General features: G+C 60.6%; 18 protein-coding genes and 1 pseudogene. 5 read left to right on the top strand and 14 right to left on the bottom strand.

What is annotated here, in order from left to right; genetic code table 11:
* Window positions 1-14 precede the first annotated feature (14 nt).
* The 4 genes from AAAK34_RS11220 to AAAK34_RS11205 are packed head-to-tail and all read right to left on the bottom strand — an operon-like array spanning window position 15 to window position 4,734.
* Window positions 15-872, bottom strand: coding sequence for a sulfurtransferase (locus AAAK34_RS11220; RefSeq protein WP_231693114.1), 858 nt, complete (start codon window positions 870-872; stop codon window positions 15-17).
* Window positions 873-876: 4 nt separating this feature from the next.
* A complete protein-coding gene (locus AAAK34_RS11215) occupies window positions 877-1,872 on the bottom strand; it encodes a tripartite tricarboxylate transporter substrate binding protein (RefSeq protein ID WP_231693113.1) in 996 nt (331 codons plus the stop codon).
* 31 nt (window positions 1,873-1,903) lie between these two features.
* Window positions 1,904-3,265 carry an adenylosuccinate lyase gene (purB, locus tag AAAK34_RS11210; RefSeq protein ID WP_231693112.1) on the bottom strand — a complete coding sequence of 454 codons (1,362 nt, stop codon included), beginning with the start codon at window positions 3,263-3,265 and terminating at the stop codon, window positions 1,904-1,906.
* An 11-nt stretch (window positions 3,266-3,276) separates the two neighbouring features.
* Window positions 3,277-4,734, bottom strand: coding sequence for an FAD-binding oxidoreductase (locus tag AAAK34_RS11205; protein ID WP_231693111.1), 1,458 nt, complete (start codon window positions 4,732-4,734; stop codon window positions 3,277-3,279).
* A gap of 110 nt (window positions 4,735-4,844) precedes the next feature.
* Here AAAK34_RS11205 and AAAK34_RS11200 point away from each other — a divergent pair, with 110 nt between their 5' ends.
* Window positions 4,845-5,624, top strand: a complete 780-nt coding sequence (locus AAAK34_RS11200; RefSeq protein WP_231693110.1) for an IclR family transcriptional regulator — start codon at window positions 4,845-4,847, stop codon at window positions 5,622-5,624.
* On the opposite strand, the gene AAAK34_RS11195 is transcribed toward AAAK34_RS11200, so the two are convergent.
* From AAAK34_RS11195 to AAAK34_RS11165, 7 genes are all read right to left on the bottom strand, one after another.
* The gene (locus AAAK34_RS11195) at window positions 5,625-7,004 is read right to left on the bottom strand and encodes an MmgE/PrpD family protein (protein ID WP_231693109.1); all 1,380 of its coding nucleotides are present in this window, start codon (window positions 7,002-7,004) and stop codon (window positions 5,625-5,627) included. It lies immediately after the preceding gene.
* 417 nt (window positions 7,005-7,421) lie between these two features.
* The gene (locus AAAK34_RS11190) at window positions 7,422-7,685 is read right to left on the bottom strand and encodes a hypothetical protein (RefSeq protein ID WP_231693108.1); all 264 of its coding nucleotides are present in this window, start codon (window positions 7,683-7,685) and stop codon (window positions 7,422-7,424) included.
* A gap of 68 nt (window positions 7,686-7,753) precedes the next feature.
* On the bottom strand, window positions 7,754-8,308 hold the full coding sequence (locus AAAK34_RS11185; protein WP_231693107.1) for a GNAT family N-acetyltransferase: 555 nt from the start codon (window positions 8,306-8,308) through the stop codon (window positions 7,754-7,756).
* A gap of 540 nt (window positions 8,309-8,848) precedes the next feature.
* Entirely contained in the window at window positions 8,849-9,205 is a 357-nt protein-coding gene (locus AAAK34_RS11180; protein WP_012435589.1) for a cupin domain-containing protein, read from the bottom strand.
* Between the two features lie 133 nt (window positions 9,206-9,338).
* A complete protein-coding gene (locus AAAK34_RS11175) occupies window positions 9,339-9,899 on the bottom strand; it encodes a chlorite dismutase family protein (RefSeq protein WP_011514928.1) in 561 nt (186 codons plus the stop codon).
* A gap of 406 nt (window positions 9,900-10,305) precedes the next feature.
* A complete protein-coding gene (locus AAAK34_RS11170) occupies window positions 10,306-10,590 on the bottom strand; it encodes a type II toxin-antitoxin system mRNA interferase toxin, RelE/StbE family (protein WP_011342942.1) in 285 nt (94 codons plus the stop codon).
* A complete protein-coding gene (locus AAAK34_RS11165; protein ID WP_011342941.1) occupies window positions 10,587-10,865 on the bottom strand; it encodes a hypothetical protein in 279 nt (92 codons plus the stop codon). Before AAAK34_RS11165 ends, AAAK34_RS11170 begins: the two co-directional genes overlap by 4 nt.
* A gap of 238 nt (window positions 10,866-11,103) precedes the next feature.
* Between AAAK34_RS11165 and AAAK34_RS11160 the strand changes: the two genes are divergently transcribed.
* Together AAAK34_RS11160 and AAAK34_RS11155 are read left to right on the top strand one after the other, a co-directional pair.
* Window positions 11,104-11,697 carry a recombinase family protein gene (locus AAAK34_RS11160; RefSeq protein ID WP_012435588.1) on the top strand — a complete coding sequence of 198 codons (594 nt, stop codon included), beginning with the start codon at window positions 11,104-11,106 and terminating at the stop codon, window positions 11,695-11,697.
* Window positions 11,694-14,723, top strand: coding sequence for a Tn3 family transposase (locus AAAK34_RS11155; RefSeq protein WP_012077404.1), 3,030 nt, complete (start codon window positions 11,694-11,696; stop codon window positions 14,721-14,723). Before AAAK34_RS11160 ends, AAAK34_RS11155 begins: the two co-directional genes overlap by 4 nt.
* Here AAAK34_RS11155 and AAAK34_RS11150 read toward each other — a convergent pair.
* Window positions 14,654-15,739, bottom strand: a pseudogene (locus AAAK34_RS11150) (IS630 family transposase). The gene AAAK34_RS11155 and the pseudogene AAAK34_RS11150 sit on opposite strands and share 70 nt — an antisense overlap.
* 309 nt (window positions 15,740-16,048) lie before the next feature.
* Here AAAK34_RS11150 and AAAK34_RS11145 point away from each other — a divergent pair.
* Together AAAK34_RS11145 and AAAK34_RS11140 are read left to right on the top strand one after the other, a co-directional pair.
* Window positions 16,049-16,393, top strand: a complete 345-nt coding sequence (locus tag AAAK34_RS11145) for a zinc ribbon domain-containing protein YjdM (protein ID WP_231693350.1) — start codon at window positions 16,049-16,051, stop codon at window positions 16,391-16,393.
* Window positions 16,394-16,410: 17 nt separating this feature from the next.
* Window positions 16,411-17,721, top strand: a complete 1,311-nt coding sequence (locus AAAK34_RS11140) for a sensor domain-containing diguanylate cyclase (protein ID WP_431777274.1) — start codon at window positions 16,411-16,413, stop codon at window positions 17,719-17,721.
* 84 nt (window positions 17,722-17,805) lie between these two features.
* Here AAAK34_RS11140 and AAAK34_RS11135 read toward each other — a convergent pair whose 3' ends face one another.
* Both AAAK34_RS11135 and AAAK34_RS11130 read right to left on the bottom strand, forming a co-directional pair.
* The gene (locus AAAK34_RS11135; RefSeq protein WP_231693105.1) at window positions 17,806-21,219 is read right to left on the bottom strand and encodes an EAL domain-containing protein; all 3,414 of its coding nucleotides are present in this window, start codon (window positions 21,217-21,219) and stop codon (window positions 17,806-17,808) included.
* Window positions 21,220-21,372: 153 nt separating this feature from the next.
* Window positions 21,373-22,743, bottom strand: a complete 1,371-nt coding sequence (locus AAAK34_RS11130) for an IPTL-CTERM sorting domain-containing protein (RefSeq protein WP_431777273.1) — start codon at window positions 22,741-22,743, stop codon at window positions 21,373-21,375.
* Window positions 22,744-22,780: the final 37 nt, after the last annotated feature.

Here is a 22,780-nt window from a genome sequence, read left to right as displayed (position 1 = left end):
GGTTGTGTTGGTGTTCAGTCTGCGCCTGTGGCAATGGGTGCACCCGGCTGGGCACACCACTCGCTCCACGATCCGGGGTACAGGCGGGCGCCTGTGAGACCAGCCACTTCCATGGCCAGGAGGTTGTGGCAAGCCGTCACGCCAGAACCACACTGCGCCACCAGCTCGTGGGCGGGTCGGCCCCCGGTGATCGCATCGAATTCCGCCCGCAGCTGGGCTGCCGGTTTGAAGCGGCCATCGGGCCCGAGGTTGTCGCGAAACAAGCGGTTGCGCGCACCCGGGATGTGGCCGCCGATCGGATCGAGGGTTTCGTTTTCACCGCGAAATCTGTCGGGCGCGCGGGCGTCCAACACCAACTGGGCACCGAGGTCCAGGTTGGCTTTCACGGCTGCGTAGTCCACGGTGGACACCAGGGATGGACGCAGGCTGAAGCGGCCGGGCGGCGGTGTTACGTCTGCTTCACGGCTCAAGCCTTGTCCGGCGGCCGTCCAGGCGGCGATGCCGCCGTCGAGTACGGCGACGGTGCGGTGGCCGGCCCAGCGCAACATCCACCACAGGCGCGCGGCGTACATCCCGCCAGCATTGTCGTAGGCCACCACCTGGGTGTCGTCGGACACGCCGAGCGCTGCCATGTTTGCGGCGAACTGCTCGCGGTTGGGCAGCGGGTGGCGGCCGTTGCTCCCGGTCTTGGCCGCGCTCAGCACGCGGTCCAGATGAACATAACGTGCGCCGGGCAAGTGGCCGGTGTCGTAGGCGCGTTGACCGGCGCCCGGGTCGGTGAGTTCGAAACTGCAGTCCAGCAGCACGGGTGGGTTGGGGCTGGTTAGCTCAGCGGCCAGCACTTCAACGGTCACGAGGGTGTGGTGGCTCATGGGTTTATTGGGAAATTTCTTTGAGCAATGCGGGTGTCATGGCCGCCTTGTAGCGGGCGATGTCATCGAGGATGTGTTTGCGCATGCCGTCCAGGGGCAGGTGACGCTCGGTCGCCGCGTCCTTGCGGATGGCGTCGCGCACCTCAGGGGTTGCCAGTGCACGGCCCAGGTGCTCGGACAGGTGTTTGAGCACCGGTTCCGGGGTGCCGGCCGGTGCCACCAAGCCGTACCACTGCGTCACCGGCACGTTCAGGCCCAGCTCCTTGAAGGTGGGCACATCGGGGATAGCTGGATTGCGCTTGTCGCCGGTGATCGCCAGCAGCCGCAGTTGGCCCTGGCGCACCTGTCCCACCAATGGTGAAGCGGTGGCGAAGAAGCTGTCGACCTGACCGCCCAGCATGTCGGTGATGGCTGGACCAGAGCCGCGGTAGGGGACGTGCAGCATCTCGACACTGGCCGCCTGCTTGACCATTTCCATGCCGATGTGTGCGGCCGCACCGGTGCCGGTGGACGCGAAGCTGAGTTTTTGCTGTCTCGCTGTGCCAAGCAATTCGGTGGCGCTCTTGAAGCGCGAGTTGTGTCCCACGAACAAGCCGTGGGGCGCCTCCAGGATCAGTCCGATCGGCGCGAAATCGTCGGGCACCTTGTAGGGAATGCTTTGTGGCTTGGTTGCTGGTGCCACGCCCAGGTTGCCGCTCATGGCCAGCAGAAGGGTGTAGCCGTCAGGCTTGGCTTTGGCCACGATGTCGGCCGCGATGTTGCCGCCGGCGCCGGCCTTGTTTTCAACGACCACGGTTTGTCCCACCGTTTTTCCCAGTGCCTGCGCGATCATGCGACCGTACAGATCGCCACCTCCGCCGGGCGGGAAGCCAACAATGAGCTTGATAGGCTGTTCAGGGTAGTCGGCATGTGCGGCTGTGCTCAGGCCCAGACCGGCCACCAGGGCCAGCGCCCCTGTGGTCAGACGAAGGGCGAAGTTGCGGCGGGTCGGTCGTGTCATGTCTATCTCCTTGTTGTGTATGTGAAATGTTTCAGAGGCCCAGCCAACCCCGTTGTTGGGCGACCACACGGTCCACCGAGGCTGCGCATTCACCGAGGTAGCCGCTCGGGTCGGTGAAGGTGCGGATCTCCTCGTCCGACAGCAGCTCGCCCAGCCCTTTGTGCTGGCGCATGGCGTCGGCAAAGCTCAACTTGGTGGTGATGCCGTGCATGGAGGCTTCGTAGATCCACTCGTGGGCGGTCTGTTTGCCCACACGTTCGCTGAGTTCGAGCATGACCCGCTCAGACAGCAGGTAGCCACGCATCTTGTCCAGATTGGCGGCCATCGCGTCCGCATTCACCTTGAGGCCTGCCAGCAGATTTTTGGTCTGGAACAGCATGGCGCCGGCGATCATGCAGCACTCGGGCACGGCCTTCCATTCCATCTTCCAGGCGATGCCGTCGCGTTCGCCTTCCTGCACCATGCCCTCGATCATCATGGTTGCGTTGTAGCGAAGGGGCCGAGAGAGGCCGGCCAGGTTCTCGGCCGAAGTCGGGTTGCGCTTGTGCGGCATGGTGGAAGAACCCAGCTTGCCGTCCGAGAATCCTTCCTCTACTTCGCCGAATTCGTTGCGCTGCATGTTGAACAGTTCGTTGCCGATCTTGGACAACGTGGCGCCCAGCATGGCGAGCACAGTGGTGTATTCGGTGAAGCGGTCGCGTGCTGGCGCCCAACTGATGGCGGGTGTACCCAGGCCGAGCTTGTCCATGGTGCGCTTTTCGAGTGCCACGGCCTGTGTGCCCAGCGACGCCTGACTGCCGACTGCGCCAGCCAGCATGCCCACCAACGCGCGCGGCGCGCATTGCAAAAGCCGTTCGTGGTGGCGTCCCAGCTCATCCAGCCAGAGCGCACACTTGTGGCCGAAGGTGATGGGCAGGGCCTGCACGCCGTGAGTGCGGCCAGCCATGGCGACGTCGCGGTGGGTCTGGGCGAGGCGGGCCAGTTCGCGACCCACGGCGATCAGGTCGCGCATGGCCACAGCGTGGAATTCCTTGAGCTGCAGGGCGACGCCGGTGTCCACAACGTCCTGTGTGGTGGCGCCGTAGTGCACCCATTCGCCGTTGTCCTTGGTGCAGGTCGCCTGCAACTGCTTTAGCGCGGGCACCAGCGAATGTTTGATGCGACGGATTTCGGCCGACATCTTGGCGATGTCGATGTTTTCCACTTTGGCCTGGGCGCTGATCTCTTGGGCCGCAGCGAGCGGGATGATGCCCAGTTCGGCTTGTGCGGTGGCCAGTGCGGCTTCAAAGTCCAGCCATTTCTGAACGCGGTTTTCTTCAGAAAAGATGGTGCGCAGTTCTTCGGTGCCCCACAGGTGCTGGAGCGATTGCATGTCGAATACGGAAACGGGCATGGTGGTGTAGGTCAGGTTTTGGAAACGGGAGCTGGGCGCGGCTGTGGCAGCAGGCGACCCGGATTGAACAGCCGGTCCGGATCGAGCGCATCCTTGATGCGCTCCATGAGCTCGACTGCGACAGGTGCTTTGGTGGCCATAAAGGCCGATTGCTTCAGGCGACCGATGCCGTGTTCGGCCGATATCGAGCCTTGGAACTCGGCGGTCACGGCGTGAACCACCTTGTGCACAACCTCGGCCTCGGCGAGGAAGTCGGCATCCGACATGGACGCGGGCTTGCTTTGGTTGTAATGCAGGTTGCCGTCGCCCACATGGCCGAAGCAGCAGACTTGTATGCCCGGCATGCGTTGTTCCAGCCGGGCGCCGGCGAGATCGATGAAGCGGGGGATTGCGGACACCGGCACCGAAATGTCGTGTTTGATGGATGGGCCATGTAAGCGCTGTGCTTCTGGTACGTGTTCGCGCAGCGCCCACAACTCATGCGCCTGTTGGCCAGAGGCGGCGATGGTGCAGTCCAACACCACACCGTCGTCGATCGCCTCGGCCAGCGTGGCCTCCACTGCCGGTGTCGGGTCCATGTTGGCAGAGGCCTCTGACACGTCGAACAGAACCGCCCAGGGGTAGTCGCCGCCGAGTGGGTCGCGCATGCCGGGTGTGCCGTGTGCCAGCACCTGCGACAACACGACCCGGCCGATCAGCTCGAAGGCGGTGACCCGTTCGCCCACGCTGGCGGTGAGGCGGGCCAGCAGTTCAACGGCGGCCTGCGCGCTGGGCAATGCCGCCCAAGCCGTGACCACTTGGCGTGGTTGCGCGAAGAGCTTGAAGGTGGCGGCCGTGACAACGCCCAACGTGCCTTCAGCGCCGATGAAAAGTTGCTTGAGGTCGTAGCCAGTGTTGTCCTTGCGCAGCGCGGACAAGCCGTTCCAGATGCGGCCATCGGCCAGCACCACCTCCAGGCCGAGCGTCAGGTCGCGCGTGTTGCCGTAGCGCAGCACCTGTTCGCCGCCAGCGTTGGTCGACAGGACCCCGCCGATGGTGGCACTCCCTTCGGACGCCAGCGACAGGGGGAACAGTCTGGTGGCTTCAGTGGCCGCGGCCTGGGCAGCCAGAACAGTGCACCCGGCCTCCAGGGTCATGCTGTTGTCCAGCGCATCCACACGGCGCACTGCATTCATGCGTGTCAGGCTCAGCACCAGTTCTGTTCCAGAGGCGTCGGGTGTCGATCCGCCGACCAGGCCGGTGTTGCCTCCCTGCGGCACCAGGGTCGCGCCTGCCGCGGCGCAAGCCTTGACCACGCGCGCCACCTCGTCCGTGTTTTTGGGGCGCACTACTGCTAGCGCGCATCCGGGGTAGTGGCGCCGCCAGTCCGTTTCGTGGGCCACCTTGTCTTCGGGGCGGATCAGCAAATGGGGGACCCCCACGATAGCGGCGAGCTCGGCCAGCAGGGCTTCACGGTGGGTGGGTGGCACAATAGCTCCGGTTGTATGTCTCTAGTAAATGTTTCAATGAATGAAACATGTTTTGTTGAATGAAATTATAGTTGGCGCATTTTGACCGTGTCAACCTGAGCGCGCACGCCATGCCCACCACTTCTCACGACGCTGCATTGCCCGACCACGATTTGGACGTTGAGCCACCTTTGTCCGGCCCCAAGCCGCCCGCCGGGGTGCTGGAGCGGGGCATCTCCATCCTCGAATGTTTCAGTGCCGAGCGCCTGCGGCTGAGCCTGCGCGAGCTGGCGGAGCGCACCGGGCTGGACAAGGCCACGCTGCTGCGTTTGCTCACGGTGTTGATGCGTGCGCGCATGGTGTTGCGCCTGGACAGCGGGCAGTACGTTCCGGGGCCTGCCTTGCTGCATTTCGGCATGCTGTATCGCCGCACCTTTGATCTCGGCGAACGCTTGCAGCCGGTGTTGCGGGAACTGATGCAGCGCACGGGTGAAACCGTGGCTTTTTATGTGCTCAGCGGCGAAGAGCGGGTGTGCCTTTACCGCGAGAACACCGTCAAGGAGGTGCGCCACCATGTGGAGCCGGGTACCCGGGTGCCGCTGGCCGCTGGGGGCGCGTCTGCCCACATACTGAAGTATTTCAATGGAACCAGCACACCGCGCGCCGAGCAGATTACGCACGACGGTTACGTCATCACCCGCGCCGAGCGGGTGCCTGAGATGGCGTCCATCGCGGTGCCGGTGTTCGAGAACGAGGGCGATTTCCTGGGCTCTTTGGTCATCATGGGCCTGGCCTCGCGACAGACTGTAGAGGCACAGGTGGCAGGCGCCGGGCAGGCACGCATGCTGTTGGCCGAGCATGGATTTCAGACTGTCCCGCCATCGGGTTGGCAGGCACCGGTGGGGAGCTGATCAAATGACAGGACCAAACAGGGCTGCATCGGGCTGGCAGCGCTGGTCGTCTTGGGAGGGATCGGTCAAAGTGTGGCACCACGTCGCCAGTGCAGTCGCCGTGCCGTCGTCCATGGCAGGCGCAAATGCGCGCATTCGTTCAAGCAACTGATCCCAGGTGAAGGGGTCTTCCGGATCGCCGCGACGCAACTCGCGACGTGCGCTCAGGCGACGCCCATCCGCCATTTCCACTGTCACCACCGCAGGGCGCCGCTCAGGGAAGGCCTGTTGCAAGGCCTCGCTGGGCACGACCTTCACGCGCGCTCCCAGCGCACGCAGCGCTTCGTCGTCCAGTGCCGGGGTTTCCACCTCCGAAATGCCCAGCTGCCCGTGGTGGAGTAGCGCGGCCAGCAGGTAGCGGATGCTGAAAGGGGTTTCACTGGATTTGTGCGGCCAGTCGACATTGGCAATCTTCAGCGCGTGGGAAAAAATCTCCACGTGCACACTGACGATATCGACAGTATTCATTCCGGTGCTGCTGACCAACGACTGCAAGGCGTCAAGCGCTGTAAACGTCATAGCGCAGCTGGGCCAAGCCTTGATCGTTGCCGTATGGAGTTTTGCCGGACCATCCAGTTCATGGGTGATCGCCTCCAGCTGCCCCCCACCGTTGAGCAATGCGTACATGGCCCTAGGCCCGGTCAAGAAAGCGTGCGCACCAGGCAGGCCTGCCTGCGCAAGGAAGGCGGCCATCATCCCATTCCTGACGGCGAAACCTGGGTGCAACGACTTGGATTCATGGGCGTCATCGTCCGCCAGTTGCCATAGACCTGCTGCCTGCGTCGAGGCAATGCCGAGGGCATGATGAAGTTGCCCGGGCGTCAAACCTAACGCAATACCTGCCGCAGCTGCTGCGCCCACCGTGCCAGCGGTCGCCGTCGCATGAAAACGAGCCGCGTGTTGAGGTCCGAGTGCTTCGCCAATGCGCAGCGAAACCTCGTAGCCGGCCAGAATGCCTGCCATCACTTGGTGCCGGGTGAGCGAGTGACTTGACGACAGTGCGATCACCGGTGACACAGCGATGACGCCTGGGTGCAGCATAGCCGTTCGATGGGCGTCGTCAATTTCGCGCAGATGTGCAACCGCCGCGTTGCAAAATCCGGCAGCCACAGGTGCCAGTCGTTTTCCGCCAAAGGTGGGTGCCGTCCCTCCTCCGGGCCACGTCAGTTGGGTGACCGACTCAATGGAAGGTGCCAGAGCCATGGTCTGACCCGACCAGCCGGCTGTGAACCAGTCGAGAATGGCGTGCGCTAAGCGCTCGCGAGTCTCTCGCTGTGGCGTGCTTGTTGCGAGTCGCACGAGGTGTGCCACCAGTCGTTCTTCCAAAGGCGCTTCGCTCATAATATTTCATTGAATAAAATATTATTCATTGTATGAAACTTATTGGTCCTATGCTCGGGCTGCAAAAAAGGCCAGAGCGCACGGATGAGGGCGCGAGTGCACTTGCTAGTGGCGAAGTGCTTGCTACAAGATAAGCTTTTGCAAGACAAGCGCCGCGTCGCAGTATCAGAAGGCGCCTCGTTCTGCATTCCACATCAGCAATCAATGCATCTGGGGTTGAACCACCGTCGCATGAGGCCTCCCCCGGTTTGGATCATTTCCGCACAGCGATGGTTAGAGCAGCACTCGACCGCCACCCGCCGCAGCCCAGCGAGCTCAACGCCTCCCTGGGTGAACAGATTGGGCAAACGGCCTCGGTGCGCCGCCGATTCGGCTACCGGCGCATCCACGACATGCTGCGCGAGCAGTTTCCTGGGGTTAATCGCCCTGCTCCAAGGCCTGCACGATGTCCGGCGCCAGCAGTGATAACTGCAGAATGCGGCCCACGTACTTGACCGAGATCTGGTCGGCCTGAGAGATTTGGACCAGGGACAGGCCGCGCAGGGTGAGTTTCTCGTACCTGTGGGCGCTTGGTGGATCAGTGGAATTGATCGATGCGGAAACACCGGCGGCGTGGTGGACGACCGCAGTGCAGCGGCTGCTGCCGTGAAGTGATCGAAAGCCAGTGCTGCTGAGCGCCACGAAGCTGCCATCGGGCAGCGAGGGACGGCACTTGTTCAGTGGTCACCCGAACCGGGTGCAGCGGTCATTCAACTTGGGATGGAGAGTCGGGTGTGTCGCGACACCCACCCGTGTCGCAGCAGGGCGTACTGCAGGGTGTTTTCATAGATCGGCACCCCATGGGCGTCGTTCCGAAAGGAGATGAACTCCTTGAAGAGTCCCTCCTGCCGCATGCCCAGCCGTTCGCACAGCCGTTGAGAGGCGATGTTTGTATCCTCCACGTAGGCGTACAGCCGGCGCGCGGCGCGTTTGGTGAACAAGTGGGCAAAGAGCGCAGCCGCAGCTTCGTGTGCATAGCCTTGTCCGAAGAAGGCCGGGTTGAAGTTCCAGCCGACCGAGACTGTGTCGTCTTCCGGATCGGCGAACAGATCGCCGATGAGCTTGCCGGATGTACGCAGACACACGGCAATGCTGTGTTCGTTCTGGCTGCGCGCGGCCGCTTCCTGCTCGGCGGCGGGCATATCGGCCAGGGTCAGCGACAGGAAGCAGCTGGCCACCGGCCGGTGCAGGTACGAGAACAGGTCGGGGGCGTCCGTGGGCGCGAAGGGCCTCAGCACGAGGCGGGCGGTTTCCAGGGTTTCCATGTGTGTGGTTTCTGGTGTTATTGATCCGGCGGGAATTATTCATGAGGCCGCATAGGCGACATGTTTGTCGCCGAAGTACTTCTTGACCCGCTCTGGCGTGTTCTGGGGTTCTAAGCCGGAACCGCCGAAAATTCCGTCAGCCGATCAACGTGGCTTGTCCCGCGCCCGGTCGATGGGGTAGACCCAACAGTCGTGTCACTAGCCGCCATTTCGATCACGGCAATGCCAGCCGGACGTCACGTCCAGATTGTTCCGGTCTGGATGAGGCCGACTGACGTCTCGGATGACGGGTGGCATACAACTGCTGTGAGTCCTGCAGGGGGCAGCTGCCTGACCGGACGGCGAGCATCAGCCCATCTCATGTATTAGTCATGTCAGCTTTGACACTGCGCACGCGACGGCACCCGACCCGTTGCAGACCCCCAGACATATGGAAAGCTGACGCTCAACGTGGAGTTAGCCGGCGCGGCGCGGCTTCATCGCGCAGCGTCCGTGTTGATGGATGGGTTAGAACTCTCTGGGGCACACATTTGAGAAAGACTATTTTTCAGCCAACGCAAAACCCGCGTTGCCAGATGCAACCACTGAGACAAATACAAACGGCACTGGACTAGTATTTAGAGCGCCATGCACTTGGCCAGGTTTTGCTATGGCAATATCTCCAGCCTTTAGATGAGCGACTTTGCCGCCTCCTTGGTAATACTCAGCCTCTCCAGAGATAACCGTCCAAGTATCTTGGCCGTCCGGGTGAACATGAGCGGTTATTTCTTGCCCAGGATGGGCATGCCAAACAACAACTGCTGAGTCCTTGGTTTCCAGAACCACTGAACGAATTGGTTCGCCGTCAGACGGACGAATATATTCTGTTACCGAAAATATTCTTGATTCCATTTCCATATCCACTCCAAAAATCAATTTGGCTTGAGAAGTTATTACAGAACAACTGTATCCGAGAGTTCTACGTTGCCGATAACCGGCCCGAAACGGCGGCGCAACGCGCCGCTGTTGGGGGTCCGTGTTCATCGGCGGGTTAGACCTGTGCTTGCGTAAGACGAATATCGACTTCTCGGTCGACGTATTTCCATTCCTCTGACGCACGCAGTTCGGAAAGCAGCCTGTTGAACTCAACCTCATGAATTGGCGCGTATTCGAACCAATTCAGAAAATCGAACGGTTCATTCTCTGAGAGGTCGCGGCAGTGGTGGAGCTTGCGCGCTACTGCAGGCAAATACTGAAGCCCGATTTGGACGTGCTTCGACTGTTCGAAAACGCTCCGGCGTTCGTCTTGCGTGAGCTCCCACCAAGCTGCGTTCTTCCGGATCGGTATTAGCGCACCGCACGTTGCTTCTGGGCGCGCCAGACCTTGCTGCTTCGCTACAATTTCATTCTTCTCTGCGCGCATGACATATCGTTCATTGCTGGTTATTCCACGAAGTATCCAGGGTGCATTGGTTTCAGACTGCAACTCTGAAGCGGATACGACGTTGAGCCTTTTGGCTTCAGGCAGGGGCTCGCCAACTCTCGTTTCGGCCCTGACAATCCGCCAAGGGCCAATGTCTGCGCCGACGAAAGCAAATAATCGTGTATCCATTTCAATCTTTCATGTGTGAATGTTTTAACTCTTGCAGCTTCGAAGAACCTATCTGCCGATCCCGTGCTTGTGCATCATCGCCTCCGCGCAACTGCGACGACCGCCCGCAGCAATCACATTGAACTTTCGAATCGAAACTGCTGAAGCGAACCTACGCGGACGTACGGCCGCAGTCTGTGCGCTGCCGGACGGAGCGCTGCCAATTTGCGCCTACTGGCAGGCTGTGAGTGCGCGGATGGGCCAGCGACCTCCCTTCATAGAGGGAGCGAAGCAGGTCAGAGACACTATTGAACGTCCGCTACCGGGAAGATGCTTGACCGTCCGCAACTGGCCGCCTGCCGCCGACCGCGGTCTGGCTCGAAAGCAGTCTGTCAACGCGCCGTTTCATTGTTGCCATGATCATATCTTAATCGCGCACAGGCGGCCACAGGCGGGCAGTATGAACCAGCGTCAGTATCCACACCGTTTCGCCGTCGATCTGATACACCAGGCGATAGCTTTCGTGCGGGATCAACTCGCGGGTCCCGGGAATCTTTCCCGGCTTGCCCAGCATGGGGTGCTGGATCAAGCGGGCGGCCGCGTCGCTGAAAATCTCATCCATCCGGGCCGCCGCGCGCGGATTGTCGGCTGCGATGTAGTCCCACACATCGGCACGGTCTTGCTGCGCTTCGGGCGTCCAAACAACCCTCACGCCTGGCTCGCCACACTGGCACGCCGTGCGGCGAATTCGGCCTCAACTTCATCGTTCGACCGCCCCAATCCAGCGCGCATCGAAGCCCGGCCGGCTTCGACCTTGCGGCGCAGGAACTCGTCGTACTCGCGCGACTCGCGCTGGCGCTGAACGAACTCGCGCATCAGCTCGCGCAGCACTTGCGACGCCGGGCGATGGGCCGCCTCGGCTTCGGCCATAAACTCGGCGCGCAACTCAGGCTCCAGCTTCATCGTGAAAACGGCTTGTTTTGACATGATCGGGGCCTCCTGCCACTTGATACTAACAAAGTATATACGCCGTCATTACTAAGCGCTATTCACAGAACGCTGCAAGGCGGGCGTGCGCTAGGCCAAGGCCTGTCGGAAAACATTTGTTTTTCGACAGGCCTTCAACGGTCCTCTGCACCAACCTCCGAGTGGCCGCAAAATTGTGCGGAAAACTCTGTCGCCAGACGCTACCATACGGAAACCTCGTCTTAATGGTTTTCCGCTTATGTTGGTAGGTTACATGCGCGTGTCGTCGGACTCCGACCGCCAGAGCACGAACTTGCAGCGCGATGCGCTGCTCGCCGTCGGCGTCGATGCGCGGCATCTGTTCGAGGATCATGCTTCCGGCGCGAAGGACGACCGCGCGGGCCTGGCGCGGGCGCTCGAATTCGTTCGCCCTGGCGACGTGTTGGTCGTGTGGAAGCTCGACCGGCTCGGCCGTTCGTTGTCGCACTTGCTCGCCATCGTGACCTCGCTCAAGAAAAAGCAGGTGGCGTTCCGCTCGCTGACGGAGAACCTGGATACCACGACGCCCTCGGGCGAGTTTCTGTTCCAGGTGTTCGGCGCGCTCGCGCAGTACGAACGCGCCTTGATCCAGGAACGTGTCGTCGCCGGTCTGGCTGCCGCCCGCAAACGCGGCCGGATCGGCGGCCGGCCGCAGGCGATCACCGGCGAGAAGCTGGAGGCCATCGTCGCTGCGCTCGATGGCGGCATGTCCAAGGCGGCGGTGTGCCGCAACTTCGGCGTCAAGCGAACCACGCTGATCGAGACCCTGGCACGGGTTGGTTGGACGGGCTCTCGTGGAGCGTCATCGCGATGACGACCAAGAGCGAACGATTGACCGTCCTGTCGGACGCCGAGCAGGAAGCCCTGTACGGCCTGCCGGACTTCGACGACGCCCAGCGGCTGGAATACTTGGCGTTGACTGAAACCGAACTGGCGCTCGCCAGCAGCCGGCCTGGTCTCCATGCCCAGGTCTATTGCATCTTGCAGATCGGTTACTTCAAGGCCAAGCATGCCTTCTTCCGCTTCGACTGGAGTGAGGTCGAGCACGATTGCGCCTTCGTGCTGAGCCGCTACTTCCACGGCGAGTCCTTCGAGCACAAGCCAATCTCCAAGCACGAGCACTACACCCAGCGCGAGTGGATTGCCGATCTGTTCGGCTACCGGCCGTGGGCGGCCGAGTTCCTGGCGCAGCTCGCGCAGCAGGCCGCGCAGACCGTGCGGCGCGACGTGATGCCGGGGTTCATCGCCGCCGAGCTGATCGTCTGGCTAAACGAGCACAAGATCATCCGGCCCGGCTATACCACCCTGCAAGAGCTGGTGAGCGAAGCCCTGTCCGCCGAGCGTCGGCGGCTGGCTGGCCTGCTGTCGGAAGTGTTGGACGAATCGGCCAAGGCCGCGCTGGGTCGGCTTCTAGTGCGTGACGACACCCTGTCGCAATTGGCGGCGCTCAAGCAGGACGCCAAGGACTTTGGCTGGCGTCAGATGGCCCGCGAACGCGAAAAGCGCGCCACGCTGGAGCCGCTGCACCGGATCGCCAAGGCGCTGCTGCCCAAGCTCGGCGTCTCGCAGCAGAATCTGCTGTACTACGCCAGCCTGGCGAACTTCTACACCGTCCACGATCTACGCAACCTGAAGGCCGATCAGACCTACCTCTACCTGCTTTGCTATGCCTGGGTGCGCTACCGGCAGCTTTCCGACAACCTGGTCGATGCGATGGCCTACCACATGAAGCAGTTGGAGGACGAAAGCAGTGCGGGCGCAAAGCAATCCTTTGTCGCCGAGCAGGTGCGCCGTCAGCAAGACACACCGCAGGTCGGCCGCCTGCTGTCGCTTTACATCGACGACAGCGTGCCCGATCCCACGCCGTTCGGCGATGTGCGCCAGCGCGCCTACAAAATCATGCCCCGCGATACGCTGCAAACCACCGCGCAGCGCATGAGCGTGAAGCCGGTGAGCAAGCTGGCTTTGCACTGGCAGGCGGTGGACGGCCTGGCTGAGCGCATCCGCCGCCATCTTCGGCCGCTGTATGTCGCGCTCGACCTCGCTGGCACTGATCCGGGCAGCCCGTGGCTCGTGGCGCTGGCCTGGGCCAAGGACGTGTTCGCCAAACAGCAGCGCCTATCGCAACGGCCGCTCGCCGAATGTCCAGCGGCCACGCTGCCGAAACGCTTGCGACCGTACCTGCTGACCTTCGATGCCGATGGCAAGCCGACGGACCTGCATGCCGACCGCTACGAGTTCTGGCTGTACCGCCAGGTCAGGAAGCGCTTCCAGTCGGGTGAACTCTACCTCGACGACAGCTTGCAGCACCGGCATTTTTCCGACGAGCTGGTTTCGCTGGATGAGAAGGCCGCCGTGCTGGCGCAGATCGACATCCCGTTCCTGCGGCAGCCACTCGATGCCCAGCTCGATGCGCTCGCGACCGAGCTGCGCGCTCAGTGGCTGGCCTTCAACCGCGAGCTGAAGCAGGGCAAGCTGACGCACCTAGAATACGACAAGGACACGCAGAAGCTGACATGGCGCAAGCCCAAGGGCGAGAACCAGAAGGCGCGCGAGAAGGCGTTCTACGAGCAACTGCCGTTCTGCGACGTGGCCGACGTGTTCCGCTTCGTCAACGGCCAGTGCCAGTTCCTGTCGGCGCTGACGCCTTTGCAGCCGCGCTATGCGAAGAAGGTCGCCGACGCCGACAGCCTGATGGCGGTCATCATCGCGCAGGCGATGAACCACGGCAACCAGGTCATGGCACGCACCAGCGACATCCCGTACCACGTGCTGGAGAGCGCCTACCAACAGTACCTGCGCCACGCAACGCTGCACGCGGCCAACGACTGCATCAGCAACGCCATCGCCGCGCTGCCGATCTTCCCGTACTACTCGTTCGACCTCGATGCACTGTACGGTGCCGTCGATGGTCAGAAATTCGGCGTCGAGCGGCCGACCGTGAAAGCGCGCCACTCGCGCAAATACTTTGGGCGCGGCAAGGGCGTGGTCGCCTACACGCTGCTGTGCAACCACGTGCCGCTCAACGGCTACCTGATCGGCGCGCACGATTACGAGGCCCATCACGTGTTCGACATCTGGTATCGCAACACGTCGGACATCGTGCCGACCGCGATCACCGGCGACATGCACAGCGTCAACAAGGCCAACTTCGCTATCCTGCACTGGTTCGGCCTGCGTTTCGAGCCGCGCTTCACCGACCTTGGCGATCAGTTGAAGGAACTCTACAGTGCCGACGATCCGGCGCTGTACGATCAGTGCCTGATCCGGCCGGCCGGGAGAATCGACCGCGATCTCATAGTCAGCGAGAAGCCGAACCTCGACCAGATTGTCGCCACGCTCGGACTGAAGGAGATGACGCAGGGCACGCTGATCCGCAAGCTATGCACCTACACCGCGCCGAACCCCACGCGGCGCGCGGTGTTCGAGTTCGACAAGCTCATCCGCAGCATCTACACGCTGCGCTACCTGCGCGATCCGCAACTGGAGCGCAACGTTCACCGCTCACAGAACCGCATCGAGTCCTATCACCAGCTACGCTCAACCATCGCCCAGGTCGGCGGCAAGAAGGAATTGACCGGGCGCACCGACATCGAAATTGAGATCAGCAACCAGTGCGCCAGGCTGATCGCCAACGCGGTCATCTTCTACAACTCGGCCATCCTCTCGCGGCTGCTGATGAAGTACGAGGCGAGCGGCAACGCCAAGGCGCACGCTCTCCTGACCCAGATATCGCCGGCGGCCTGGCGGCACATCCTGCTGAACGGGCATTACACCTTCCAGAGCGACGGCAAGATGATCGACCTGGATGCGCTCGTGGCGGGGCTGGAGCTGGGATGACGGAAATTTCGGCGGTTCTGGCTTAGAACCCCGTTCTCCAGCATCGTCATGTGTTCAGTCGCTGCAGCACGCAGCTTGGCTTTGGTTCGCACCGGGACTTTGCTGCCAATTGCTTGCTTCAAATCGGCATTGAGCCGCTCCTCCGGGTTGAGCTCGGGGCTGTAGCTCGGCAGGTAAAACAACTCTATGTCCTCTTTGTGCATCGCCGCCCACTCCTTGACCGGCTTGCTGTGGTGCACCCTCAGGTTGTCAAGAATCAGAAAGATCTTCTTGCCCTGCGCGTCCTTGATCAAGGCCTGCTTAAACTCGATCAGCTTGTCGGCATTGAACGCCTCATCAATGATCATCCAGCGCGTCTTACCCTGGTTCGTGACGGTGGCAATCATCGAAAGCTTTTGCCGTGTTCCACCCACTGCCCGCGTCACCGGTGTTTGACCGGCGGGCGCGTAACTTCTGCCACGCACATCCGTGTTGACCAGGGCTGTTTCATCGCCCCAATGGATCTCCGCGCCTTCACGCTTGGCTCTGGCCTCAATGCCGGGGTATTCATCTTCGAGCCACGCCTTGACGGCCTCAGGTCGCTGCTCGTAGGCTTTCTTGATCGGCTTTTGCGGCGTAAAACCCCAACGTGCCAGATAGTCGCCCACCGCCCGCACAGATAGCTTGATTCCCAGATCGCGTTCGATGAGTTCGCGCACTGCGGGCCGGCTCCAAAGCGCAAACTCCATCTTGATCTGCTCAGGGCGTTTGTCGATGATGGTCAGTCGAATGACGCGCTCTTGCTCAGGTGTCAGGCTGCGTCCACTACCTGGTTTCTTGCCCCTGGCGTGGGGCTTGAGTGCCGCCGCCCCACCTTACTCGAACAGGCGCAGTGCCGCGTTGACACCAGACCAACTGAGCCCGGTTTGCTGGGCAATCTGCATCACGCCGACTCCTTTTCGATGCAAGCGGATAACCTGCTTGCGCCGTTCTTGCTGCACTTCCCGCGACTGCTTGCGTGCATCTTCTCTTTCCATGAACTTTGGAATCAGGCAGCCAACAAAAGTTCATGAATAAATTATGCCGTGTCTATAGTGGGCAAGCAGGTTGGCGAGACCCACCATGCCGGGTGGGCCGTTGAGTTCGACCTGACGGCGCACGAAGACGGACGAGCAAGAGCGCGTCAAAGGCTGCTAACGCTGACATGTGATCTCCTGTTTTAGCCGCGTTCGACGATAGTCCGGGGCGGCAAGCTGGAGAGGCGCGGCTGAGTGCTGCTTTGCACACCGGATGCAAAACGTAAAATGCAACGTCCTCAAGCTCATTCGAAAGCAAAGACCCAGTTCATGTCGTCTACCTTACCCGCCTGCCCTCAATGCCAATCCGAGTTCGTTTACGCCGACGGACCGCTACTGATCTGCCCCGAGTGCGCCCATGAGTGGTCTGCTGAGTCCGAGCCGGCACAGGTGGAACCTGATGTAGTGATCAAGGATGCCGTTGGCAATGTGCTTCAGGACGGAGATGCCGTGACCGTGATCAAAGATCTGAAGGTCAAGGGTTCATCGCAGGTGATCAAGGTTGGTACCAAGGTGCGTAGCATCAGGCTCATTGGCGGCGACCATGACATTGACTGCCGGATCGACGGCATCGGAAGCATGCAGCTTAAGTCTGCCTTTGTTAAGAAGGCCTAACTACTGGCAAAGCAGCGGTGACATCTCAAGTGCTGGCGGTCAAACCCTTGCCCTTTCCCGTCGATCCCGCGATGATCAGCCTGGCGCTTGATCAGTCGTTCAATGCAGTCTTGCTGACTGATGCGAATCTTGGCAAAGATGGGCAGCGTATTGTTTATGCCAACCCTGCCTTCTGCCAGATGACTGGATACACCCAGCAGGAACTACTGGGCCGCACACCCCGGATTCTTCAAGGCCCGGCTACGAACCCGGATGTGATCGGGCAACTGCGAGAAAGCCTGCGCGCGGGCACCTATTTTCACGGCTCGACCATTAACTACCGCAAGGATGGGCGCCCCTACACTGTGGAGTGGAATATTTCCACCGTTCGCAACGCTGAGAGCGAGATCACCCATTTCATCTCGGTACAGCAAGACGTCAGCGACTTGATGGCCGCACAAAAGTCGACCCAGATTTTTGCCAGCGTGCTTAACGCCACCGAAGACGGCGTGGTCATTACCAACAGCCGGGGCATTATTGAATTTGCGAACAAGGGGTTCGAAAAGATCACCGGGTACGGCTTGATCGATGTGCTGGGCCGCAGGCCAAGCATGCTCAGCTCAGGTCACCATGATGCGGCGTTTTATGAGGACATGTGGGGCACCTTGCGGCAAGGCAACACTTTCAGGAGCGTTTTTACCAATCGCTCCAAGAACAATGCCTTGATTCACTGCGACGAGACGATCACGCCGCTGTGCAACGAAGCGGGTGAGGTAACGCACTACGTGAGCATCTTTCGTGACGTGACGAGCCATGTACTGGAGGCGAGCAAGCTTCGCGATCTGGTGCGTTATGACAGCCTCACCGGCGCACTCAGCCGGGCGGCGGGTGAATTGGCGCTGCAGAAAGCGTACATGCAGTCCCTGGGTGGCAAGGTACCCATGTCGATAGCGATGGCGGACATAGACCACTTCAAGCAGGTCAACGACAAATGGGGCCATAGTCGCGGCGACACGGTGCTCAAGGCAGTGTCGCACAGCCTGATCGCCACGCTGCGCGCCAATGACAGCGTGATCCGCTGGGGCGGCGAAGAATTTTTGCTGATCTTCAGTGGCTGTGGCCTCGAACAGGCGCGGCCTCTGGCCGAGCGCTGCCGAGATGGCGTGCAACGGACAACCACCGATGAGGTCGGCCAAGTCACGGTCTCCATCGGTGTGGCTGAGCTGCAGCTTGGGGAAACGGTGGCGCAACTAATCGAACGCGCGGACAAAGCGCTGTACGCTGCCAAACACGCAGGCCGTAACCAGGTGCAGGTGTCCAGCGAAACTCAGGCCGAGTACTCTGCCTAACCAAGTATGGACTCAGTGAGTCGCCTTTCTTTATTCAATTCCTTGGTGCAGGCCGTGGGCGGTTGAATGAAGAATTGAGTTTGTTTAACTCAACAACGCCATCAATCGCCCAAGAAACCGATCCCGCAGGTCGAGAAGATCATCCACTCGCGCAAGCGCCTCTTCCGGGTGACCCCGCTGTTTCAGTTCGATCAGTCTGTTGGCCTGCTCATGAAGTTCCAGGTGCTCGGAGAGCATCACCTTGAGCTCCAGACCGCGATCCTGTTTCATGAGCTCCTGCAATTCCATCCATTGACCGAGCCTACAAGCCTCAGGGTGCAGCAACGGCGGAGACGACGGGTAATCTTCCTGCAAGTAACTGATGAGTCGCTTGATCCAAGCCCGATGCTCAACCCAGGCTGAAAGCATGGGTAAACCCTCGCGCCCAACGGGCTCGAGGTCCTGCCATATCGGGTCGGGAACCCATGTGCGCACCCATTGAGCCACCTCCCCTGCCGGCATCGGGCGGGCAACGGCGTAGCCTTGGGCGAGTTCGCAGCCCAGGCGCAACAATATTTCACCATGTTCCCTTGTCTCAACGCCCTCGGCGATCACACGGCGCCGGAAAGCTTTCGCTAGCCCGAGAATGCCTTCGAGAATGGGAAGATCATCCGGCTGGTCGAGCATGTCGCGCACAAAGCTCTGGTCGATCTTCAGAAGCTGCGCGGGCAGTTGTTTCAGGTAGGTCAGAGACGAATAACCAGTGCCAAAGTCGTCCAACGCGAAGCCGATGCCCATTTCACGGCAGGAGAGAATCACCTGCGAAACCAGAGCGATGTCGTCAAGTGCGTTCGTTTCAAGAACCTCAAGCTCCAGATCATCGGCAGCAACCAAGGGGTGCGCGGTCTTGAGGGCACGAAGCCGATCGACAAAATTAGGCTGCTCCAAATGGATGGCGTCGATGTTGGCACTGACCTGGAGTTTCAACCCGGCGGTCTTCCACACTTCGATCTGGGTCATGACGGTATCGAGCACCCAATCACCCAGGTCGATGGCCAGGGGTTGATCCGCCAAAAGAGGCAGGAAGGCGGAGGGCGGGAGCAATCCGCGTTCCGGGTGCTGCCACCGGATCAAGGCTTCGACACCCAGCACTTCTCCCGTACGCATGTTTGCCTTCGGCTGGTAGTACAGCACGAACTCACGCTCCTGAAGAGCCCTCTTCAGTCGCTCCAACTCTTCGTGGCGGCCACGCACACTGCGGTCGTGCGCTGCATCAAAGACGTGGTAACGGTTTTTACCCATCTGCTTGGCCTGATACATCGCCTGGTCAGCCTGGCGCAGCAACTGCTCGGCGTCGATCGCGTCGTCTTGCGGGTAGTAGGTCACGCCCAGGCTAGCCGACACTTTCACGGAGATGCCATCAATCTGAATCATCTCCGAAACGGCGGCAAGCAGTCGAGACAGTAGCGGCAAGGCGGCATGCGCGCTGGTTAGATCCAGGTAAATCGCGACGAACTCATCGCCGCCCAGACGTGCCAGCGTATCTACCTCCCGCAGCGCATGCTTCATGCGAACGGCCAGCGCCTTCAAGAGGCGGTCGCCAACATCATGGCCGTAGCGATCGTTGATGGTCTTGAAGCCATCAAGGTCCAGGTAGGCGATGGCCAGCGTGGTCTTGCGCCGTTCTGCTTGGGCCAAAGCTTGACGCATCCGGTCGGCCAGCAAAACCCTGTTAGGCAAGCCAGTGAGGGTGTCGAAGTGGGCAATATGCTCTAGTTGCTGCTGGTGCAGTTGCCGTTCGGTGATGTCATGCCCCACACCCAGCACTCCCACCAGATGACCGTCCCTCGTGCGCATCGGCAACTTGGTGGTTTCCAGCAAAATCCGCCGGCCGTCGCTGAGGTAGGTGATCCATTCCTCGTATCGAATAGGCTCCCCAGCCTCCATGGCGTCCTGGTCGTTCTGGAGGAACTTGTCGGCAAGTGCAGCAGGTACGAAATCGTGGTCGGTTTTCCCGAGAATGTCTCGCTCGGGTGCACCGAAGAAACGCTCGAATTCCCGGTTGCAGGAGAGGTATCGACCATCGACATCTTTGAGCCAGACCAGATCAGGTATGGCGTTGATCAGGGTGCGAAGATGCGCCCGCTCGATCTCAAGGGTTTGCTGAATTTGCTGTCGCTCACTGATGTCTACTCCCACGCCCAGCAGATAGGCATACTCGCCAATCGTGGTGCGTTGAGTAGTAAAGAGATACGGCAGCAGTTGCCCTTCTTTGGTGCGAAAGTGGGCCTCCACGTCTGCCGCACCCTCGCTGAAGGCTTTCCCCATACTCTCCTCCATTCGGCGCTGGTCGTCGCCGGTGAAGAAGTCCCGTCCTTTCATTTGCGCGAGCTCTGAGTCGGTGTAGCCGGTGATCTGCCCGAACTGGCGATTCCAGCGCACGAAGCGCCCTCTCGAGTCGAACATATAGAAGACGCCCGGGAGGGCATTAAGGGTCTCTTCCGAAAACTGCTTCTCGTGGCGCAGCTCGGTCTCGGCAAGCATCCGGTCGCTGATGTCTTCCACCATAGCGAGCGCGTAATCAAGGCTACCGTCTTGCTTGCGCACGGCACTGGCCGCCAAACGCGAATACACCCAGTGTCCATGCTTGTGGATGAACCGCTTGTCCATCGTGTAGCTCTCGATCTCGCCAGCCAGCATGCGCTCAAACTGCACCAACTCAGCTGCCAGGTCATCGGGGTGGGTGACCTGATCCCAGGTCAATCGGGCGAACTCTTCCTGCGAATAACCCAAGGTTTCACAGAGAGCGTCATTTACTTCGAGCCAGCCCTTGTTGGGGCTAGTGATCGCCAGCCCTACGATCGAATAGTCAAAATAGGCGTGAAACCGCTGCAGGCTGGCCCTTTCTTCGGCGATACGTGCCTCCTGAGCGGTTTGCAGCGCAGCTTTGTCGAGAAGTTGACGCTCGAAGTTGCGAAACATCAGACACAGCAGCATGGTGGCAGGCGGGTAGAACGTCAGGAGCGCCCACCAGCCTCGCTCAATGAAGGCATACCCTGCCCCGTTCGGGATCTGGGTAAAAGCTGCCAGCTGCATTAGTTGCACCGCAACCCCCAGCGCCACATAGTCGAACCACAACGGGCTTCGCTGACGTCGGCTCCACCATGCTCGGGCAAGCACACCCAGACAAGCCGACAAGAAGGTGACCGTGATGCCAACCGCAGTGCCGCTGCCGCCGATTTCATAACGATAGAACGCCACCATAACTGCAGCAACCACAGCCGATACGCCTCCACCCACGACGCCGGCCACAGTCAAGACGATGGTTCGCCCATCAAAAATAACCCCGGGCAGCAACGTGAACGGGTTGGCCATGCCGAGCATGGCCACGCCTCCGAACAAGAAGCCGAGTACCAGTTGCCGGTTCTCTGGCTTCTTGTACCCGTGCGAAATCACCACTTGTCCGGCGGCTACCAAGGCGACCAGAAAGGCGACGTTATTGATTAGGCTGGCCAGCATGCGTCAGAAACAAATTCTTGTAATTTGCTTCATCTTAAGCGGGACTGCACTGCGGCTTCAGACTTTTCCTTAGCCTAAAACCAGAAAAGCGGGCCGAAACCCGCTTCTGGGCGCTTATTGGGTTCTGGCGTTCGAAATCCCGACAAGTCAGCCTCAGGCCGCGCGGCGACGCCAAGCCAACCACCCCAACAAGCCAGACAACAACATCAGCCCCCAGGCTTCCAGCGTGGGTACAGCTTGTATTTCAGCGGCAGCCCGGCGGAAGCTGGCCGCGACGGTGCGGTCGGCTGTGACGTTCTCCAAGATGCAGACCGGATTCGTGCCTGAGCAGTCTCCAGACCAAGAGTTGAACAGGTAACCCATGCTGGGAGTCGCGGTGCAAACACTGCTGCCGCCGGAGGGAACCGTCGGCGGCTCGCAGGTAACGCTGCCGCTGGCGGGGTCGTCTACGCTCACTGCAACATTGAAGGCCTGAGCGAAATTGGCCGTGGACAATTTGTCGGAGGTGATACCGCTCAGGGTACAGACTGGGTCAGTGCCACTGCAGTCGCCCGCCCAACTTGTGAACACATATCCCGCATTTGCAGAGGCGGTGCAGGTGCTGCTGCTACCAGACAGCACGCTCGCAGGATCGCAAGAGGCACTCCCACCCAACGGGTCGTTGACCGCGGCCGTTACGTTGTAGGTAGGGACCGTGACCGCGGCACTGGCACTGGCCGACAAACTTCCTGAGGTCCAGGTAGCAGTGTTGGTGGTGGTGGTGCTGATGACGACTGGGACACTCAAACCCAGCGTGACGGTGTCGATACTGGCCCCAGGCGCTAAAGTGTGGTTCAGACCACTGAAAATGGTGCCGAGTTGATCGTCGACCAAAGAATGGGTGCTTGCAGTGGTGGTGCCGACGTTTGTGACCGTGTAGCAGTAGTACACGGTCGTCCCAGAGTCTACTGAAATACTGCTGGTAGGTGCGCACACCCCTGGGGTCGTGCCCACAGTCTTGGTCAGGACAAGGGCCTGCGTAGTACGTACCACGGCGGCCCAGCCAGGACGAACCACTGACCCATCGGTACAAAAAGCAAACGTAATAGAGTTACCGGTAGATCGAACAAGACCCGGCCCGGCGTTGCCGGGTAACCCTGTTCCCCACCACGCTCCCGGCACCCCACTACAGAACGAGGGGCCATTGCCTGAACTGATCTGGGTTGCTGCCGTACTAGTCCCGTCGAAGATGTAGAGCGCGTCCCACCATTCTTCAATCGAGAGGGGGCTAAAGGTTACGTCGATGGTTGTACCAGGTGCAGAAACGAAGGTAACGACACTGTTTGCAGCGTTGCCGGAGTTGTAATAGAGCCCTGCTGGTCCGCCGACGTCGTAGTAATTGAAATAGGCGGTGTCCGGCCCTGAATTGAGTGTGTAGGTGACCTGCCCCGTGTTGTAGTTGTGATTGACCGAGGTTTGACCGAATGCGGAAACCCAGCCCATTAACAGGCCGACCGTGATCAGAAATACGCGAACAATTTTCATGACTCCCCTATCTGCAACTTTTTTTGCGTTTTCAATT

The sequence above is a fragment of the Ottowia caeni genome (assembly GCF_050821495.1).
Classification (GTDB): Bacteria; Pseudomonadota; Gammaproteobacteria; order Burkholderiales; family Burkholderiaceae_C; genus Ottowia; species Ottowia caeni.
The sequence above is the reverse complement of the archived record's forward strand: the minus strand, read 5'-3'. Positions and strand labels throughout refer to the sequence as shown.

Excerpts from the sequence above, each read along its gene's own strand:
- AAAK34_RS11215 (WP_231693113.1), bottom strand. The coding sequence starts at position 1,872 with ATGACACGACCGACCCGCCGCAACTTCGCCCTTCGTCTGACCACAGGG.
- AAAK34_RS11165 (WP_011342941.1), bottom strand. The coding sequence starts at position 10,865 with ATGTCAAAACAAGCCGTTTTCACGATGAAGCTGGAGCCTGAGTTGCGC.
- purB (WP_231693112.1), bottom strand. The coding sequence starts at position 3,265 with ATGCCCGTTTCCGTATTCGACATGCAATCGCTCCAGCACCTGTGGGGC.
- AAAK34_RS11200 (WP_231693110.1), top strand. The coding sequence starts at position 4,845 with ATGCCCACCACTTCTCACGACGCTGCATTGCCCGACCACGATTTGGAC.
- AAAK34_RS11180 (WP_012435589.1), bottom strand. The coding sequence starts at position 9,205 with ATGGAAATGGAATCAAGAATATTTTCGGTAACAGAATATATTCGTCCG.
- AAAK34_RS11155 (WP_012077404.1), top strand. The coding sequence starts at position 11,694 with ATGACGACCAAGAGCGAACGATTGACCGTCCTGTCGGACGCCGAGCAG.
- AAAK34_RS11135 (WP_231693105.1), bottom strand. The coding sequence starts at position 21,219 with ATGCTGGCCAGCCTAATCAATAACGTCGCCTTTCTGGTCGCCTTGGTA.
- AAAK34_RS11145 (WP_231693350.1), top strand. The coding sequence starts at position 16,049 with ATGTCGTCTACCTTACCCGCCTGCCCTCAATGCCAATCCGAGTTCGTT.
- AAAK34_RS11175 (WP_011514928.1), bottom strand. The coding sequence starts at position 9,899 with ATGGATACACGATTATTTGCTTTCGTCGGCGCAGACATTGGCCCTTGG.
- AAAK34_RS11130 (WP_431777273.1), bottom strand. The coding sequence starts at position 22,743 with ATGAAAATTGTTCGCGTATTTCTGATCACGGTCGGCCTGTTAATGGGC.
- AAAK34_RS11195 (WP_231693109.1), bottom strand. The coding sequence starts at position 7,004 with ATGAGCGAAGCGCCTTTGGAAGAACGACTGGTGGCACACCTCGTGCGA.
- AAAK34_RS11185 (WP_231693107.1), bottom strand. The coding sequence starts at position 8,308 with ATGGAAACCCTGGAAACCGCCCGCCTCGTGCTGAGGCCCTTCGCGCCC.
- AAAK34_RS11220 (WP_231693114.1), bottom strand. The coding sequence starts at position 872 with ATGAGCCACCACACCCTCGTGACCGTTGAAGTGCTGGCCGCTGAGCTA.
- AAAK34_RS11160 (WP_012435588.1), top strand. The coding sequence starts at position 11,104 with ATGTTGGTAGGTTACATGCGCGTGTCGTCGGACTCCGACCGCCAGAGC.